13 protein-coding genes are annotated in these 15165 nt (G+C 66.4%); 4 read left to right on the forward strand and 9 right to left on the reverse strand.

Translation table 11 applies throughout. The features are described from left to right. Positions 1 to 3: 3 nt before the first annotated feature. A complete protein-coding gene (nrdR, locus tag ABE093_RS04290) occupies positions 4 to 525 on the reverse strand; it encodes a transcriptional regulator NrdR (RefSeq protein WP_430759599.1) in 522 nt (173 codons plus the stop codon). Positions 526 to 588: 63 nt separating this feature from the next. Here nrdR and ABE093_RS04295 point away from each other — a divergent pair, with 63 nt between their 5' ends. Next, the gene (locus ABE093_RS04295) at positions 589 to 1692 is read left to right on the forward strand and encodes an alpha/beta hydrolase family protein (RefSeq protein ID WP_430759600.1); all 1104 of its coding nucleotides are present in this window, start codon (positions 589 to 591) and stop codon (positions 1690 to 1692) included. Between the two features lie 6 nt (positions 1693 to 1698). Here the strand turns inward: ABE093_RS04295 and glyA are convergent, their stop codons facing one another. The 3 genes from glyA to ABE093_RS04310 all read right to left on the reverse strand — a co-directional run bounded on the left by glyA (position 1699) and on the right by ABE093_RS04310 (position 4367). Beyond that, positions 1699 to 2961, reverse strand: a complete 1263-nt coding sequence (glyA, locus tag ABE093_RS04300; protein ID WP_430759601.1) for a serine hydroxymethyltransferase — start codon at positions 2959 to 2961, stop codon at positions 1699 to 1701. Between the two features lie 111 nt (positions 2962 to 3072). Continuing rightward, positions 3073 to 3537 (reverse strand): RcnB family protein, encoded by a 465-nt coding sequence (locus ABE093_RS04305; protein ID WP_430759602.1) that lies wholly within the window; start codon positions 3535 to 3537, stop codon positions 3073 to 3075. Positions 3538 to 3665: 128 nt separating this feature from the next. Beyond that, positions 3666 to 4367, reverse strand: a complete 702-nt coding sequence (locus tag ABE093_RS04310; protein ID WP_430759603.1) for an RcnB family protein — start codon at positions 4365 to 4367, stop codon at positions 3666 to 3668. 184 nt (positions 4368 to 4551) lie between these two features. On the opposite strand from ABE093_RS04310, the gene ettA reads away from it, so the two are divergent. Then, a complete protein-coding gene (gene ettA / locus ABE093_RS04315; protein ID WP_430759604.1) occupies positions 4552 to 6213 on the forward strand; it encodes an energy-dependent translational throttle protein EttA in 1662 nt (553 codons plus the stop codon). On the opposite strand, the gene ABE093_RS04320 is transcribed toward ettA, so the two are convergent. Next, a complete protein-coding gene (locus ABE093_RS04320) occupies positions 6197 to 6883 on the reverse strand; it encodes an NAD-dependent epimerase/dehydratase family protein (protein ID WP_430759605.1) in 687 nt (228 codons plus the stop codon). The two genes, ettA and ABE093_RS04320, sit on opposite strands and share 17 nt — an antisense overlap. Positions 6884 to 6953: 70 nt before the next feature. Between ABE093_RS04320 and pyrF the strand changes: the two genes are divergently transcribed. Both pyrF and ABE093_RS04330 read left to right on the forward strand, forming a co-directional pair. After that, positions 6954 to 7784, forward strand: a complete 831-nt coding sequence (gene pyrF, locus ABE093_RS04325; protein ID WP_430759606.1) for an orotidine-5'-phosphate decarboxylase — start codon at positions 6954 to 6956, stop codon at positions 7782 to 7784. Positions 7785 to 7812: 28 nt separating this feature from the next. Then, the gene (locus ABE093_RS04330) at positions 7813 to 8757 is read left to right on the forward strand and encodes an MBL fold metallo-hydrolase (protein WP_430759607.1); all 945 of its coding nucleotides are present in this window, start codon (positions 7813 to 7815) and stop codon (positions 8755 to 8757) included. A gap of 4 nt (positions 8758 to 8761) precedes the next feature. Here the strand turns inward: ABE093_RS04330 and ABE093_RS04335 are convergent, their stop codons facing one another. The 4 genes from ABE093_RS04335 to purL form a co-directional block, all read right to left on the reverse strand. After that, the gene (locus tag ABE093_RS04335) at positions 8762 to 9517 is read right to left on the reverse strand and encodes a DUF3667 domain-containing protein (protein WP_430759608.1); all 756 of its coding nucleotides are present in this window, start codon (positions 9515 to 9517) and stop codon (positions 8762 to 8764) included. Between the two features lie 62 nt (positions 9518 to 9579). Then, entirely contained in the window at positions 9580 to 10416 is an 837-nt protein-coding gene (locus tag ABE093_RS04340) for a glycosyltransferase family 2 protein (RefSeq protein ID WP_430759609.1), read from the reverse strand. After that, positions 10413 to 11246, reverse strand: a complete 834-nt coding sequence (locus ABE093_RS04345; protein WP_430759610.1) for a glycosyltransferase family 2 protein — start codon at positions 11244 to 11246, stop codon at positions 10413 to 10415. The genes ABE093_RS04340 and ABE093_RS04345 overlap by 4 nt, the downstream gene beginning before the upstream one ends. Next, complete coding sequence (gene purL, locus ABE093_RS04350) at positions 11246 to 15151, reverse strand: phosphoribosylformylglycinamidine synthase (protein ID WP_430759611.1); 3906 nt, start codon at positions 15149 to 15151, stop codon at positions 11246 to 11248. The genes ABE093_RS04345 and purL overlap by 1 nt, the downstream gene beginning before the upstream one ends. Positions 15152 to 15165 lie beyond the last annotated feature (14 nt).

Consider the following 15165-nt stretch of genomic DNA (forward strand, 5'->3'; position numbering starts at 1 on the left):
GCCTCAGCGCTTCTTGTTCCTGTCGATCGGCACCACTTCGCCACCGAGCAACGGCAATTGCCCTTCGCCGGCGAGATCGTGCTCGAGGCGATCGAGCTCCTCGCGGAAATCGGCCGCGTCCTCGAACTTGCGATAGACCGAGGCGAAACGCACGAAGGCGACCTGGTCGAGCTTGCGCAGTTCCGCCATCACGAATTCGCCGACGCGTCGCGACGGCAGTTCGCGTTCGGTGGTCCTGCGCAGCTGGTGCACCACCGCGCGCACGCCGACCTCGATCTGCTCTTCCGACACCGGGCGCTTGTGCAGCGCGCGGTCGAAGCTCAGGCGCAACTTGCGGGCGTCGAAGTTCTCGCGGCGACCGTCGGACTTGACGATCGCCGGCAGCTTCAATTCGATGGTTTCCAGCGTCGAAAACCGTTCCCCGCAGGCCTCGCACTCGCGACGACGACGGATCGTCGCGCCGTCGTCGGACACGCGCGAATCGATCACGCGGGTATCGGAGTGCTGGCAATACGGGCAATGCACGCGGAATTCGCACGTCGACGAGTGGATTCCCTACACTTTAACGCATGCCATCCGGCGCAAGGCATGATGACCCACCCCGTGGAGAAGACACGCATGCACATCGCCGTTCGCCTGTTCCTGATCGCCCTCGCATGGCTGGCCTGCACCACCGCGATCGCCGGGCAGCCGCCCGGTCCGGCCGGCGGCGTCGGCTACACCACCTTCGAGACCCGGGATCCCGTGCGCGGCGGCCCGATGACGGGATACCTGTTCTATCCGGCGGCGATCAAGCCGGGCAAACCGATGCGGGTCGGGGTCTACGACATCGATGCGGTGGCCGATGCGCGTCCGCTGCCCGGTGCGAAGCCGCTCGTCCTGATCTCGCACGGCCACGGCGGGTCCGGGCTGGGACATGCCGATCTCGCCACGTACCTGGCGGGCCACGGCTTCGTGGTGGCGACGGTCACCCATCCCGGCGACAACTTCCGCGACGCCAGCCTCGACGGCCATGCCGAAGTCTGGGGAGGCCGCCCGGTGCAGATTTCGGCCGCCATCGACGCACTGCTGCGCGATCCGCGCTGGAGTCCGCTGATCGATCCGGGCCGCATCGGCGTGGCCGGGTTCTCCAACGGCGGCTATACCGCGTTGACGCTGGTCGGGGCGAAGGCACGGGTGCCCCGCTTCGCCGAATACTGCGCCCGCTACGCACGCGACGCGATGTGCGCCGGCGCGGAGGCCTACCGCGCCGAGGCGGCGCGCCACGGGCAGACGCTGGAGCAATTCCTGCAGGGCATCCAGGATCATCTCGGCGACTGGGGCCGCACTTCCGACCCTCGGGTGAAGTCCGCCTTCGCGATGGCGCCGATGAGCGTGATGTTCGACGCCGACAGCCTGTCCGGCATCGATCGGCCGGTGTTCCTGTATTACGGCGAGGCGGATAGCGTGCTCCGCCCGTCGGAGAACGCCGCGCGCATCCGGCCGCTGCTCAAGACGCTGGTCGGCGTGCGCTCGATCCCGAAGGCCGACCATTGGGTGTTCATTCCGCCGTGCACGCGCGAACTGGCCGCCGACGTGCCGGACATCTGCCGCGACCCGCCGGGCGTGGACCGGGCCGCGGAACATGTGCGGATCAATGCCGATGCGCTGGCATTCTTCCGCAAGACGCTGGGCGGCACTGCCGCCCGCTGAATCAGTTCAACCGTAAACCGGGAACTGCTTGCACTGCAGTTCGACGTTGGCGCGGACGCCGGCGATCACGTCTTCCGACTTCGGGTTGTCCAGCACGTCGCAGATCCACTCCGCCAGTGCCACGCATTCCGGTTCCTTGTAGCCGCGCGTGGTCACCGCCGGGGTGCCGATGCGCAGGCCCGAGGTCACGAACGGCTTCTGCGGATCGTTGGGCACCGCATTCTTGTTGACGGTGATGTGGGCGCGACCCAGCGCTTCCTCGGCGGCCTTGCCGGTGACGCCCTTGCCGATCATGTCGATCAGCATCAGGTGGTTGTCGGTGCCGCCGGACACGATCTTGTAGCCGCGCGCGACGATCGTCTTCGCCATCGCCTGCGCGTTCTTGACGACCTGCTGCTGGTATTCCTTGAACGACGGATCCAGCGCTTCCTTGAAGGCGACTGCCTTGGCGGCGATCACGTGCATCAGCGGACCACCCTGGATGCCCGGGAACACGATCGACTGCAGCTTCTTGGCCATCTCGTCGAAGGCTTCGCCCTCGCCCTTGGCGACGATGATGCCGCCGCGCGGACCGCGCAGCGTCTTGTGGGTGGTCGAGGTCACCACGTGTGCGTGCGGCAGCGGGCTCGGATAGACGCCAGCGGCGATCAGGCCAGCAACGTGGGCCATGTCGACGAAGAAGATCGCGCCGACCTTGTCGGCGATCGCGCGCATGCGCGCCCAGTCGACCACGCGCGAATAAGCCGAGAAACCGCCGACCAGCATCTTCGGCTTGTGTTCGACGGCGAGGCGTTCGACTTCGTCGTAGTCGATCAGCCCTTCGTCATTGACGCCGTACTGCACGGCATTGAACAGCTTGCCGCTGACGTTGACCTTGGCACCGTGGGTGAGGTGGCCGCCGTGGGCCAGCGACATGCCGAGGATGGTGTCGCCGGGATTGAGCAGCGCGAGGTAGACGGCCTGGTTGGCCTGCGAGCCCGAGTGCGGCTGGACGTTGGCGTAATCGGCTCCGAACAACTGCTTCAGGCGGTCGATCGCCAGCTGCTCGGCGATGTCGACGAATTCGCAGCCACCGTAATAACGCTTGCCCGGATAGCCTTCCGCGTACTTGTTGGTGAGCTTGCTGCCCTGCGCTTCCATCACCCGCGGGCTGGCGTAGTTCTCGGAGGCGATCAACTCGACGTGATCTTCCTGGCGGCGATCTTCGCCGGCGATGGCGGCGGCGAGTTCGGGGTCGAATCCTTCGATACGGCTGTCGCGGGGGAACATCGGGCACTCCGGAAGGCGGAAACCCCCATTGTAGCGGCGCTGCCCGGCTCCAACGGAAAAGGCGCGCCGAAGCGCGCCTTTCCTCCATCTACCAGCTATTGGGTAGCTAGATCAATGATGCAGCAGGACGTCAGCGATGATGCCGCTGGCGATCGCGACCATCAGGAAGTTGCCGCCATCGTCACGCACCCAGCGATAGCCCGGGCGCGGGGCGTACAGGCCGTACGGGCGGTACTGCGCGTACGGGACGACATACACATTGCGGTATCCATAGGTGCGGTAGTCGCGACCGCGCGCCCAAGGCGGCGGGCCACGACGGCCGTTATCCCAGTGACCGTTCTTGTGCCAGCGGCGATCACGGTCGTCATAGCGGTCGCCGTAGTAGCGGCGGTCATCGCGATCGCGGCCGCGACCCTGGTCGTCGTCGCGATCATGGCCGTGTCCGCGGCCATGCCCGTCATCGCCATAGGCAACGTAATACGGACGGCCGTCGCCGTGATCCTTTGCCATCGCCGGCAGCGAAACGGCGCCCAGCACGGCCAGCGCCATCGAAGCGAGCTTGTATGTGGTTTTCATATCGTGTCTCCCTGCGGGATGTGCACTGTGCACGCTGTCGAATCTACCGAAGTCGCCTGAACGCAGATTGGATCTTCAAATCGGCCGCTCCATCCATTCAGGTTGGAGCGGCAAAGCTTTCTCATTCATCAGTGGCCGAACAGCAGGTCGGCGATGATGCCGCTGGTGATCGCGACCAGCAGGTAGTGGCCGAAGTCGTCACGACGCCAGCCATAGCCGCGCGGCGGGTCGTACAGGCCGTAATCGCCATAGTCGTCGACGCTGTAGGTCGGGGCGTAGTCGTCGCCGTAATAGACGTTGCCGACGGTCCACACCGGTTCCGGACGATAGCCGTAGCCAACGCTGTAGTAGCCGCGACCACGGCTCGGGTAGTACGCGCGCGGCGGCGGAGCGTAACGGTAGTCGCGATCGCGATCGCGGTCGTGGCCGCGATAGCCGTAACTGCCACGTCCGTAGTAGTTGTTCACCTGCGGCGGCGGCATCTGCGGGCGCTGGCCATAGCCATTGCCGTCGCGCTGCTGCCAGCCACCGCGATCGCCCCAACCGCGGCCATTGTTGTTGCCGTTGTTGTTGCCGTTGTCGCGATTCGCCCAGCCACGGTTGTTGTCGCGATTGCCATTGCCGTTGTTGCCGTTGTCGCGACTGCCCCAGCCACGACCATTGTTGCCGCGATCGTGCTGCTGGCCGCCGTTGTTCCCGTTGTTGCCATCGGACGGCTGCTGTTGCTGGCCGCGATCACGGCCGTGATCCCGCCAATCCTGGGCGGATGCGGCGAACGGAACTGCCGACAGGGCCAGGAACAGTGCCGCACCTTTCATCGTGGTCTTCATGACGACCTCCCGGCCGTGCGTGTGGTGACGGCGCCAATATGCGCGTTTGCGGCTGAAGGGATAGTGCTTTGCCACGGGGCATTTAGCTGCCGGAAAGCGCCGCATTCAGCCTGTGGATGGGCGCCGGTATAATTGGCGACATCATCCACAGAACCTGGGTGCCCCAGCGGGCGCCGGAGCGAGCATGTCGCAATACATCTACACCATGAACGGCGTTTCCAAGACCGTTCCGCCCAAGCGCCAGATCATCAAGGACATCTCGCTGTCGTTCTTCCCGGGCGCCAAGATCGGCCTGCTCGGCCTCAACGGCGCCGGCAAGTCGACGGTGCTGAAGATCATGGCCGGCGTCGACACCGATTTCGTCGGCGAAGCGCGCCCGCAGCCGGGCATCAAGGTCGGCTACCTGCCCCAGGAACCGGAACTCGACCCGAACAAGACCGTGCGCGAAGCGGTCGAGGAAGGCGTGGGCGAAGTGCTGAACGCACAGGCCGCGCTCGACAAGATCTACGACGCCTATGCGGAAGAAGGCGCCGATTTCGATGCCCTGGCCAAGGAACAGGAACGCCTCGAGGCGATCCTCGCCGCTGGCGACGCGCATACGCTGGAGAACCAGCTGGAAGTCGCGGCCGATGCGCTGCGCCTGCCGCCGTGGGACGCCAAGATCGGTGCACTGTCGGGTGGTGAAAAGCGCCGCGTCGCGCTGTGCCGCCTGTTGCTGCAGAAGCCGGACATGCTGCTGCTCGACGAACCAACCAACCACCTCGACGCCGAATCCGTCGAATGGCTGGAACAGTTCCTCGCCCGCTACACCGGCACCGTGGTGGCGGTGACCCACGATCGCTACTTCCTCGACAACGCCGCCGAGTGGATCCTCGAACTCGACCGTGGCCGCGGCATTCCGTGGAAGGGCAACTACACCGAATGGCTGGTGCAGAAGGACGAGCGCCTGAAGCAGGAAGAAGGCCAGGAGAAGGCGCGCCAGAAGGCGATCCAGAAGGAGCTCGAGTGGGCTCGCCAGAATGCCAAGGGCGGCCGCAGCAAGGGCAAGGCGCGACTGGCGCGACTGGACGAGTTGCAGTCGGTCGATTACCAGCGCCGTGCCGAGACCAATGAAATCTTCATCCCGCCGGGCGAGCGCCTCGGCCAGAAGGTGATCGAGTTCAAGCACGTCACCAAGAAGTTCGGCGATCGCCTGCTGATCGACGACCTCAGCTTCATGGTGCCGCCGGGCGCGATCGTCGGCATCATCGGCCCCAACGGCGCCGGCAAGTCGACGCTGTTCAAGATGATCATGGGCCTCGAGAAGCCGGATTCCGGCGAGATCGATTTCGGCCCGACGGTCAACCTCGCCTACGTCGACCAGAGCCGCGACAAGCTGGAAGGCAACCACAACGTGTTCCAGGAAGTGTCGGGCGGCCTCGACATCCTCAACATCAACGGCATCGAGATCCAGTCGCGCGCCTACATCGGTCGCTTCAACTTCAAGGGCCAGGACCAGCAGAAGATGGTCGGCTCGCTGTCGGGCGGTGAACGCGGACGCCTGCATCTCGCCAAGACGCTGCTGCAGGGCGGCAACGTGTTGCTGCTCGACGAACCGTCGAACGACCTCGACGTCGAAACGCTGCGCGCGCTGGAAGACGCCTTGCTGGAATTCCCCGGCAATACCTTCGTGATCTCGCACGACCGCTGGTTCCTCGATCGCATCGCCACGCACATCCTCGCCTTCGAAGGCGATTCGCACGTCGAGTTCTTCCAGGGCAACTACCGCGAATACGAGGAAGACAAGAAGCGCCGCATGGGCGACAACGCCGGCCCGCACCGCCTCCGCTTCAAGGCGCTGAAGTAACGCCGGTCCGCGCCAGCGCGTGGATATCGGGCGGCTCGATGATCCTTCGATCCGCCCCATGCCGCGCCACTTCCAGCATCGCCAGCCCCATCTCGCGGGTGGTGACGATCCGCGTGGGGAACAGCCTCTGCAGCGGCGCCAGCAGAGGGCCCACGAATAGGTAGGCCCAGCGATAAGCCGGCGTCTTCGACCGGATGCCGTCCAGCGCGCGGATCGCGCCCGGACGGAACATGTAGGCGGCCTTGAACGGCAGTTTCAGCAGATCGTTCTCGGTGCGCCCCTTGACCCGCGCCCACATCACCCCGCCCCGCTCGCTGGAATCCGTGCCGGTGCCGCTGACATAGGTGAAGACCATCTGCGGATTGCGCGGCGCCAGCGCCTCGGCCGCGGCCAGGGTGAGATCGTGGGTGATGCGGGTATAGGCCGCCTCGTCGAGGCCGGCCGCGGAAACGCCGAGGCAGAAGAAGCAGGCATCGTAGCCGGCCAGGCGCGCGGCGGTCTCGCTGTAGTCGTACAGATCCGGCTGCACCAGTTCGCGCAGCTTGGGATGCGCCTGCCCCAATGGGCTGCGGCCGATGCTCAGCACTTCCTCGACATCCGTCGCCGCCAGGCATTCGCGCAGGACGCCCTGCCCGACCATGCCGCTGGCGCCATAGACGATGACCTTCATGATTGCCTCTCCCGGAAACGGCGACCCCAGGCTGGCACAATAGCGGGCATCGAATGACGCACGGGTCGACATGAGCTTCGCCGCCAAACTGCGCGCACGCTGGAACACCGCCGGCACCCTGGTCTGCGTCGGCCTGGATCCCGATCCCGCGAAATTCCCCGATGCCTTCGCCGACGACGAGGACGCACTGTTCTCGTTCTGCCGCGACATCGCCGACGCCACTGCCGAGTACGCCTGCGCCTTCAAGCCACAGATCGCCTATTTCGCCGCCCACAACGGTGGTGAGGTGGCGTTGCAGCGACTGATCGCGCACATCAATGCCGAACATCCCGAGGTCCCGGTGATCCTCGACGCCAAGCGCGGCGACATCGGCAGCACTGCCGAGCAATACGCGGTCGAAGCCTTCGACCGTTTCGGCGCCGACGCGGTGACGCTCAACCCCTACATGGGCCGCGATTCCGCGCAGCCCTTCCTGCAACGCGGCGATCGCGGCTGCGTCTTCCTCTGCCACACCTCCAATCCCGGCGCCCGCGATTTCCAGGAACTCACCGTGCCTGACAAGAGCGGCGGCGGCGAACCGCTCTACCAGCGCATCGCCCGCACCATCGCCACGGAATGGAATGGCGCGAACAACTGCTCGCTGGTGGTCGGCGCAACCTTCCCGGAAGAACTGAAGGTGATCCGCGGCATCGTCGGCGACATGCCGCTGCTGATCCCCGGCGTCGGCGCGCAGGGCGGCGATGTCGAAGCCGTGGTGAAGAACGGTCGCAGCGCCGACGGCAGCGGACTGATGATCAATTCCTCGCGCGGCATCCTCTACGCCTCGATGGGCAACGACTACGCCGATGCGGCCGCGCGCGCCGCCCGCGAACTGCGCGACACCATCAACCGCCATCGCTGACCTGTTGCGCATGGCGTAGGCTGCGGGCATGGAAGACACGCCCGATCGCCACCGCCGCCTGCTGCTGTCCGCAGGCCTTGCCGGACTTGGTGCGCTTGCACTGCCGAAGCTGTCGCTCGCGGAACCACCGCGTTCGCGCCTGGTCCTGCTCGGCACCGCCGGCGGCCCGACGCCGAAGGCGCTGCGCGCCGCACCTTCAGGCGCGTTGATCGTCGATGGCCTCGTCTACGTGATCGATTGCGGCAATGGCGTCGCGCGGCAACTCGCGCTGGCCGGGATCGCGCTCGACAAGATCGCGAACGTCTTCATCACCCACCAGCATTCCGACCACACCGCCGACTACGGCAACCTGCTATGGCTGGCCTGGGCCGGAAGCCTGGCGCATCCGGTCGATACCTGGGGTCCGCCGCCACTGTCGCGGATGACGCGGCTCTTCCTCGAAATGAACGATGCCGATATCCGCACCCGCATCGCCGACGAGGGTCGCCCACCCCTTGCACCGCTGATTCGTCCGCATGAGCTGACGCATGCGGGCCCGGTGATGCACGACGCGCGCGTCAAGGTGACGGCTGCGCTCATCCAGCATCCACCGGTCGCGCCGGCGTTCGCCTATCGCTTCGATTGCCCCGATCGCTCGATCGTGTTCTCCGGCGACACCCGGCCATCGGCATCGTTGGTCGAACTCGCGCGCGGCGCCGACGTACTGGTGCACGAAGTGATGTACCTGCCCGCGCTGGACAAGATCCTTGCCGCCGAATCGCAGGCCGCGCGCTTGCGCGAACACCTGCTCGCCAGCCACACCACCACCGAGCAGGTCGGACGCATCGCCACCGAAGCCGGGGTCAAGACGCTGGTGTTGAACCACTTTGTTCCCGGTGGCGACCCGTCGCTGACCGACGACATCTGGCGCAATGCCGTCGCCAAACACTACAAGGGGCGGATCGTCGTCGGCCGCGACCTGATGGAACTTTGATCGTTCAGTGGTGCCTGGTCAGGGCGAAGACGACAAAAAAAGCGGCCCACACCAGCACCTGATTCATCACGATGAAGACAAGATAGCTGCCGAGACTGCGCAGCACGGTTTTCCAGCGTGGTTCGTCGCGAAAAAACTGCACGAGGGAGAAAACCCCGTAAACCATCGACAACAACACCGCCCATTGCGGCAGGTGCGGCATCCAGCGCTGCAACAACAAAGCCAGGATCCACAGCATCATGGTCTGCGCCGTCAGGAAAGCGATGATCACCAGCCACTCCGGATAGTTCAGGCCCTGCGCCCCGCGGAACACCAGCTTGAATGCCAGCGCCTCCAGCGGTAGCAGCAGGATGGTGACCAGGGCGAAATGCGCCGTCATCCAGTCATCCACGAGGCGAAAGATTTTGTCCTGTGAAACCGATGCCCCATCGAACTGCACCGCCATCGTCCCGACGCCCTGCATGCTCGAAAGGAACACGATCGCGGCCGACAGGATCATCAGCAACAACAGCGGCTTGACCAGGTTGGCCCTGCGCCCTTCGATGTAATCGCGGATCAGGTCGCCGGGCCGGAGCACGAGTTGCCTGAGCGTGAAAAGAATGCCGCGGTCCATGTGCAGCACGCTGTGTTCGAGCTCATGGCTGATGAAATGCCAGTCGATGCGGTGCGCCGGCGTCGGCTGGCCGCAGCCCGGACAGAAACGCTGGTCGGTTGCGTCGATTGCGCGCAGGCAATTGGCGCAGGCATTGGTGTCGTGCACGTCGGGATCCCCTCTCCGAATCCGGCATCTTACCCGGCAAACGGCAGGCAGACGCTCCGCGATCAGCCCGCTCGCGCCATCGCCCGCATCGCCGCCAACGGAAACCTCGCCCAGACCATCGCGAACACCAGCACTCGCGTCGCAATCCCGTGATCGACTGCATCGAACTTGCGGAAATAGCGCCACAGGCCACGATGCTTGTGCCATTCCACGAAGATCGGACGCGAGCGCGACGACACCCCGCGCAGATGAGTCACGACGACCGAATTGTCGATCGCAACGATCGCACCCGCCGCGCGCACGCGCCGGCACAGGTCGAGATCCTCGGCGTGCAGGCGATATTCCTGGTCGAAGCCATCGATGCGTTCGAACAACGCGCGCGACATCAGCATCAAGGCCCCGGACACCGCGGCGACGCGCTGCAAGGGTTCGCCATTCGACGCAACGGACAGGACGCGCATCGCGGGATTGCGCAGCATCGCCGCGAAGTCGGGATCGCGACGGCGCGCGGCGGGATCGTGGTCGCCGGATTCGTCGACCAGGTCGGCGCCCACCAGGGCTTCGCCGAGCAAGCGTGCATCGTCGCGCAGTCGCGCCAGGTCGTCCGTCGCCACCATCAGGTCGGGATTGACGAAGGCCAGCCACGGCGCGTCGCTGTCGTTCGCGCCCTGGTTGCAGCCCACCGCGAATCCGGGATTGTCCGGGTTCGCGACGAAGCGGATGCGTGGATCGGCGGCTGCATGGCGCTGCACGCATTCCATCGTGCCGTCGTCGGAACCGTTGTCGACGACGCGGATCTGCACCACGTCACGCGCCGCGCGCAGATGGCGCAGGCAGGCGTCGATGGTCGCCGCGCTGCGATAACTCACCACGATCGCGGCGATGTCATCGGCGTTCATTCGAACAACTCCGCCTGCGGCGGCAACGGCTCGGCGGTCGCAACACGTTGCGCCAGCTGTTCGCGCAGCTCGTGCAGCGGATCGTGCATCAGCATTGCCGCCATCCGCGAATACCAGTCCGGCCAGCGCACCGAGAGCGCATCCTGGTCGCCATCCTGCAATTCGCCTTCGGCCATGCGCCCGACGAATGCGGTTTCGCACAACACGTTGCGCCAGCCGAACCCGGCAAGGCGCAGCGAGAGGTCGGCCAGCGCCGCCGACCACGACCCGTAACTCGCATGATCGATGCCGCCAGCCTTCCGCAGCGCGCGACCGCGCAGCAATACCGCATGGCTTACCGCGGCCGGCAATTCCGGATGCACCGGCGCCATCCCGCGCAAGGCATTCGCCAAGCGCAACGGCTCATCGGGCAAGGGATTGAGATCGCCAAGCCGTGGCCACGACGCGAGTTCGCCGAGATTGCTCCACGGCGTCGCCGTGCCGATCGCACCATCGCGGGCAAAGCAGGCCTGCAACTGGTTGAGCCAGCCTGGCACCGGTACGGCATCGCCGGCGAGGACGGCGACGTCGGCATCGCCGCAGATATCGAGCGCTTCGGCGAGATGCGCGCTCTCGCCGATCGAACGACCGCGCCGTGTGTAATCGGGTTCGAGTTTCGTCTGCGCGATCCAGTGCTCGATCACGCGCGCGCTGCGCGGACCGGCCTGGGCGTCATCGATCAACCAGACGCGCGCACCCGCCGGCGTCGAGGCATCGAGCGCGGCGAGACAGGCATCCAGCGCCACATCATCCGGGCCAACCGGCAACAGGATGATGGGCAGTTCCGGCATCAACCAACCCAGGCCCGCGCGTTGCGGAACATCCGCGCCCACGGCGAGGTGTCGCCCCAGCTCTCGGGATGCCAGCTGAAGTTGGCGGTGACCCGCGTGCGTTCCGGATGCGGCATCAGGATGGTAACGCGGCCATCATCGCTGCAGACGCCGGCCATGCCATCGGGCGAACCGTTGGGATTGGTTGGATAGCTGGTCGCGACGCGACCTTCGCCATCGACATAACGCGCCACGACCGCGACCTTCGCCTGACCCTCTGCGCTGGCGAACTGCATGCGGCCCTCGCCGTGCGCCACCACCACCGGGATGCGCGAACCAGCCATGCCGCGCAGCAGGATCGACGGCGATTCCGGCACTTCCACCTGCGACAGGCGCGCCTCGTACTGCTCGCTGGCGTTGCGTTGCAGGTCGGGGAAATGCGCGGCGCCAGGGATGATGTCGCGCAACTGCGCCAGCATCTGGCAGCCGTTGCACACGCCGAGCGTGAAGGTGTCGGAACGCGCGAAGAAGCGTTCGAACATCGCGCGCAGGGCCGGACGTTCGAGGATCGAGGTCGCCCAGCCGCGACCGGCACCGAGCACGTCGCCGTAGCTGAAACCGCCGCAGGCGGCGAGGCCGACGAAATCGTCGAGCGTGGTGCGGCCTTCGATCAGGTCGCTCATGTGCACGTCCTGCGCGTCGAAGCCGGCGCGCATGAACGCGGACGCCATCTCGACCTGGCCGTTCACGCCCTGCTCGCGCAGGATGGCGACGCGCGGACGCTTGCCACCGGCGATCAAGGCCGCGGCGATATCGTCTTCGGGATCGAAGGCCAGTTTCGGCACCAAACCTGCCGCATCGAAGCGGCGCGCGAGTTCGCGTTCCTGGTCGGCCGATTCCGGGTTGTCGCGCATGCGCTGCATCGCGTGCGTCACCGCCCACCAGGCGTCGAACAATTCGTGCCAATGCCATTCGGCGACGGTCTTGCCGCCCGCGAGCACGCGGATGTCGTCGGCGGTGGTCGGCTTGGCGATGCGCTGGGCGCATTCGACCAGGCCGTGGCGCGCGACGAGATCGGCGAATTCGGCGCGATCCTCGCTGCGGATCTGCACCACCGCGCCGAGTTCCTCGTTGAACAACACCTCGAAGGGATCGTCGTCGTGGGCGGTGGCCCAGCCGTCGAGCGAGATGTCGAGCCCGCGATGCGAGGCGAACGCCATTTCGCACAGGGCTGCGAACGCGCCGCCATCGGAACGGTCGTGGTAGGCCAGCAGCAGTCCGGCTTCGCGCGCATCGCGCATCAGCTCGAAGAAGCCACGCAGCAATTCCGGATCGTCGAGGTCGGGCGCGTCGCCGCCGAAGGCGTTGAAGCATTGCGCGAGGATCGAGCCACCCAGGCGACGCTGGCCGGCACCCAGGCCGATCAGCCACAGTTCGGTATCGTCTTCGCGCGACAGCAGCGGCGTGAGTTGCTTGCGGACGTCGTGCACCGGCGCGAACGCGGTGACGATCAGCGACACCGGCGACACCGACTTGTGCGTCTCGCCGTCGACCTGCCACTGCGCCTGCATCGACAGCGAATCCTTGCCGACCGGAATGCTCAGGCCCAGCGCCGGGCACAGCTCCATGCCGACCGCCTGCACCGCCTCGTACAGGCGGGCGTCTTCGCCCGGCGTGCCGGCGGCAGCCATCCAGTTGGCGGAGAGCTTGATGCGTTCGAGCGCATCCACCGGTGCCGCGCACAGGTTGGTGATCGCTTCGCCGACCGCCATGCGCGCACTGGCGGCGGCATCGATCAGCGCCAGCGGCGTGCGTTCGCCGATCGCCATCGCTTCGCCAGCGTGGCCGTCGTAGCCGGCCAGCGTGATCGCGACGTCGGCCACCGGCAGCTGCCACGGCCCGACCATCTGGTCGCGCGCGGTGAGGCCGCCGACGCTGCGGTCGCCGATGGTGACGAGGAAGGATTTCGACGCGACGGTCGGATGCGCCAGCACGCGCAAACCGGCGTCGCGCAGCGACAGGCCCGTGGTCGCGAGTTCGTTCCAGCGCGGCGCCTTGGGCGACTCCGCGTCGCGATGCATCTTCGGCGCCTTGCCGAACAGCACGTCCATCGGCAGGTCGATGGCGTTGGCTTCGGCCTTGGGCAGCGCGATCGATTCGACCGTCGCGCCATACCCCACCACCAGGCGTTCTTCCGCGGTCGCGTGGCCGACCACCGCGAACGGGCAACGCTCGCGCGCGCACAGCGCGGCGAATTCGTCGACACGATCGGCAGCAATGCCGAGCACGTAGCGTTCCTGCGATTCGTTGCACCACAGCTGCATCGGCGACAGCGTGGGATCGTCGCTGGGCACGCGATCGAGATCGATCACGCCACCGACGCCGGAATCGTGCAGCAGTTCGGGAATCGCGTTCGACAAACCGCCGGCGCCGACGTCGTGGATGCTGCGGATCGGGTTGCGTTCGGCCAGGGCGACGCAGGCGTCGATCACTTCCTGGGCACGACGCTCCATTTCCGGGTTGTCGCGCTGCACCGAGGCGAAATCGAGTTCTTCCGAACTCTGGCCCGAGGCCAGCGAACTCGCGGCGCCACCGCCGAGCCCGATCAGCATCGCCGGACCGCCGAGCACGATCACCGCATCGCCCGGTTGCAGGCGACGCTTCTCGACCAGCGCGCGATCGATCGCGCCCAGACCGCCGGCGAGCATGATCGGCTTGTCGTAGGCGCGCACCAGGCCATCGGGCTGCACCGCTTCGAACGTGCGGAAATACCCGGCGAGATTGGGACGGCCGAATTCGTTGTTGAACGCGGCCGCGCCGATCGGGCCTTCCAGCATGATCTGCAGCGCCGGCGCCATTCGCGGATTGAGCACGCGCGGCTGTTCCCACGGCTGCGGCAGCGTCGGGATGCGCAGTTCGGACACGCTGAAACCGCAGAGGCCGGCCTTGGGCTTGCCGCCGCGGCCGGTCGCACCTTCGTCGCGGATTTCGCCGCCGGAACCGGTGGACGCACCCGCATACGGCGAGATCGCGGTCGGATGGTTGTGCGTTTCCACCTTGATCGCGAACGCCGACTCCTGCGCCGGCTTCAGCACCCATTCGTGGGTGACCGGATCGGACTGCAAGCGGCGCGTCTCGTAGCCTTCCACCACCGCGGCGTTGTCGCTGTATGCCGACAATGTGTGCTGCGGCGTGCGCTGGTGGGTGTTCTTGATCATGCGGAACAGCGAACGCTCCTGCGCATCGCCATCCAGCGTCCAGCTGGCATTGAAGATCTTGTGGCGGCAGTGTTCCGAGTTGGCCTGCGCGAACATCATCAGTTCGACATCGGCGGGATCGCGCTGCAATTCGCCATAACGCTGCTGCAGGTATTCGACTTCGTCGTCGGCCAGGGCGAGGCCGAGGCGGCGATTGGCGGCGGCGAGCGTGTCCAGCGGCACGCGTTCCAGCGCGGCGCGCGGATGGGCTTCGAACAGATGCGCGGCGTCGGCGACATCGTCGAGCAGCGACTGCGTCATCGGATCGTGCAGCACCTTCGACAACGCGGCCTGGGTGGCGGCATCGGTCGGCCAGCCGGAAACGTCGAGGCGGATGCCGCGTTCGACGCGTTGCACCGGCAACCCGGCGCCCTGCAGCAGTTCGCCAGCCTTGCTCGCCCACGGCGAAATGGTGCCGAGGCGCGGACTGACGTAACGGGAAATCGATCCCGCGGCGCGCGGCTGCGCGTCCGGGCTGGCCTGGAGGATGCGACCGAGCTTGACGAGATCAATCTTGTCAGAGCCCGGCGAGACGCCGTCCTGCGGTTGCACCCAGTAGGTGAACCAGCTTGCGGTGATGCCGAGTTCGGGGGCGATGGCGCGGAGGCGAGCTTCCAGCCGTTCGCGGCGGAACGGCGACAGGGCCGGCTGGCCCTCGAGCACGATCATGTCCAGGAAAACCG

The sequence above is a fragment of the Solilutibacter silvestris genome (genome assembly GCF_050574925.1).
Taxonomy (GTDB): Bacteria; Pseudomonadota; Gammaproteobacteria; order Xanthomonadales; family Xanthomonadaceae; genus Solilutibacter; species Solilutibacter silvestris_A.

Coding starts and splice junctions, on each gene's coding strand:
- ABE093_RS04320 (WP_430759605.1), bottom strand. CDS start 6,883: ATGAAGGTCATCGTCTATGGCGCCAGCGGCATGGTCGGGCAGGGCGTC.
- ABE093_RS04340 (WP_430759609.1), bottom strand. CDS start 10,416: ATGAACGCCGATGACATCGCCGCGATCGTGGTGAGTTATCGCAGCGCG.
- ABE093_RS04310 (WP_430759603.1), bottom strand. CDS start 4,367: ATGAAGACCACGATGAAAGGTGCGGCACTGTTCCTGGCCCTGTCGGCA.
- ABE093_RS04345 (WP_430759610.1), bottom strand. CDS start 11,246: ATGCCGGAACTGCCCATCATCCTGTTGCCGGTTGGCCCGGATGATGTG.
- ABE093_RS04305 (WP_430759602.1), bottom strand. CDS start 3,537: ATGAAAACCACATACAAGCTCGCTTCGATGGCGCTGGCCGTGCTGGGC.
- glyA (WP_430759601.1), bottom strand. CDS start 2,961: ATGTTCCCCCGCGACAGCCGTATCGAAGGATTCGACCCCGAACTCGCC.
- purL (WP_430759611.1), bottom strand. CDS start 15,151: ATGATCGTGCTCGAGGGCCAGCCGGCCCTGTCGCCGTTCCGCCGCGAA.
- ABE093_RS04330 (WP_430759607.1), top strand. CDS start 7,813: ATGGAAGACACGCCCGATCGCCACCGCCGCCTGCTGCTGTCCGCAGGC.
- pyrF (WP_430759606.1), top strand. CDS start 6,954: ATGAGCTTCGCCGCCAAACTGCGCGCACGCTGGAACACCGCCGGCACC.
- ABE093_RS04295 (WP_430759600.1), top strand. CDS start 589: ATGATGACCCACCCCGTGGAGAAGACACGCATGCACATCGCCGTTCGC.
- ettA (WP_430759604.1), top strand. CDS start 4,552: ATGTCGCAATACATCTACACCATGAACGGCGTTTCCAAGACCGTTCCG.